Origin of the sequence: Methanospirillum sp. (assembly GCF_035560735.1) — an archaeon.
Classification (GTDB): Archaea; Halobacteriota; Methanomicrobia; order Methanomicrobiales; family Methanospirillaceae; genus Methanospirillum.
Map to the genome: position 1 here is coordinate 1 of NZ_DATMYY010000231.1, position 2,014 is coordinate 2,014.

The following is a 2,014-nucleotide window of genomic DNA, read 5'->3' on the forward strand; positions in this document are numbered from 1 at the left end:
ATATAGATTGCAGCAGTAGTGCTCTTATCAGAGCCTGGATCTTTAAACGGACACTGATATATGTGCTATTTCGACCCCACCTGAAAAAATTCATATATATACGACATACCACATAGTGTCGCTTGTCAGGCGACATGGGGGAAAACAATGGGGGATTTCACACAGAAAAGTGTTGTAAAATCAGCAGCTCGAAAACTTGCCACGCCAATCGCAGATTATGCCGCGTTCAGTGCACTGATCCAGGATATTATTGAAAACAATCCATGGGGATGCACAGCGTACGAATCTGCAGGTGTTGCAAAGCCGGCAGTTGAGAAGACAAAGGAAGCATATGCTGCAACCATTGTCTATGAGAATGTTGAGGCAAAGACAGTTGGATCCATTCCGGTACGGGGACCGTCTATGGCAGCTGTCAATACCGCAGTGACTCAGATCACCGGGAATGCTGCGATCACCAGTGGAATGGGCACCGGTGTGTCAGCATCCCGTGATTCATCAGAAGACTCGTTCAGTTGCACTATCAAGGCACATCACAACAACGGAGAACTCTACTCTGTGACATTCAAGAGGGACAGTGTCACGCTCTCAAGTTACGAGAACGATGCTATCAGGACCGGTCTTGAGACCTGGGCTGATACGGTTGCCATCCTGGCATGATCTCTTCTTTTTTCATATCCGGGGGGAGTATGAAAGGAGAATATCTAGCTATTGCTCTGATCTGTCTTGTCATTTCAGGGCTTGCCGGTGCTGATTATCTTGCAACAACTATCAGTACTGATGGATCTGTTATGCTTGCATCTGCAGGATCAGATGAGAATGGTTCGTTTGCATCCAGGGTGATGGCATCAGATAAGGCAGAGGTTCACCGGTCAGTTTCCGGTAGTGATGAGACTGAGTCAGACCTTATAGTCAGGTCAGCCGGTCCTATGCTGTTTAGTGATTTTGCTTCTGCAATCTGGAAGGGTTCTGATCTGAACCGGGTCTGTGCTCTGCTTCGCAGTCCGGATGATCTGAATGATGGAAAGGTTTCAGTGTATTCATCAGGTATCATCAAGGGTGAGGTTGACACTGTTCGGCAGGTTGGCAATGGGCTGTCCGGGCAGACATCAGCGAACGGAACCGGACTCCTGGTTCTGGGTTCGCAGAGTGAGAGTAATCGTTCTCTTGGCAGCCGGGGGTTTGTATCAGGGAATATGTCGGTTCAGGATATGATCAGGTACGGGGGGAGACTGTGATTGCTGAACTGATTGCCGGTATCGGATGTGGGTTTGCTGTCATAAACGGGGCAGCAGCATATCTCGTATACCGGCAGTATCTCTCACTGGCAGAGGTTTCACTTGAGTTTGCCGGGATCGTTGCAGAGTCTATTACTGAAGAGGATGGAGAGATCCGGGTAGACCCGATGGTTCTGGCCGGGGTGTCCATGGATCATTTGAGTCATGTGAGTGGTCTTGTGAGATGGATCCGGTGGTGATGGTGGGATATAATTTCCCGATTTTTTCACACATTCCGGGTATACTTTTTTTTAGAGATTGGTTAGGTTGTGGCTTGAGACCGGGGTGGAGTGTTTTGGTTTTTCTGAATTCGTCAGAACCAGGGAGTCACAAATGAGTATGGGATAAAAAGAGGTATTGAAACTTATGTTGAGCGGTAGCAGGTGACCCGGATTGCTGTTTCTTTCTTGCTCTGATTAGTTCAAGTTCTGTATTGTCTATATGAGTTAAGTTCAATTCTTTGGAGATTGAATCAAAGGTCTGGTGAGCGGTTTTAATATCCTCATTAGTAACAACTTTCTTTTTCCCGGTAAATTCTAACGTTCCAGGTGGTGAAACAAAGCGATTATCTCTCTTCATATTTTCACTCATCCTTTTAGAACCTAACTTTGCCACTTTGACTTCCGGGACTCAATGAGCTGATCCACTATCATGATCAGATTTTACTCGAATTTCATCGGGTAACTGTATTTGACAGTTGAAGATTTTTCCCTCAAAACTTCATGTAACCACCCAATTAT

3 protein-coding genes are annotated in these 2,014 nt (G+C 46.2%); all 3 read left to right on the forward strand.

The window, feature by feature from the left end; genetic code table 11:
• Positions 1-147 precede the first annotated feature (147 nt).
• Genes VN429_RS06655 through VN429_RS06665 form a run of 3 tightly spaced genes read left to right on the forward strand, consistent with a single transcriptional unit; the run spans position 148 to position 1,474 of the window.
• A complete protein-coding gene (locus VN429_RS06655) occupies positions 148-657 on the forward strand; it encodes a hypothetical protein (RefSeq protein ID WP_325631217.1) in 510 nt (169 codons plus the stop codon).
• Positions 658-686: 29 nt separating this feature from the next.
• Positions 687-1,235 (forward strand): hypothetical protein, encoded by a 549-nt coding sequence (locus VN429_RS06660; RefSeq protein WP_325631220.1) that lies wholly within the window; start codon positions 687-689, stop codon positions 1,233-1,235.
• Complete coding sequence (locus tag VN429_RS06665) at positions 1,232-1,474, forward strand: hypothetical protein (RefSeq protein ID WP_325631222.1); 243 nt, start codon at positions 1,232-1,234, stop codon at positions 1,472-1,474. Before VN429_RS06660 ends, VN429_RS06665 begins: the two co-directional genes overlap by 4 nt.
• Positions 1,475-2,014: the final 540 nt, after the last annotated feature.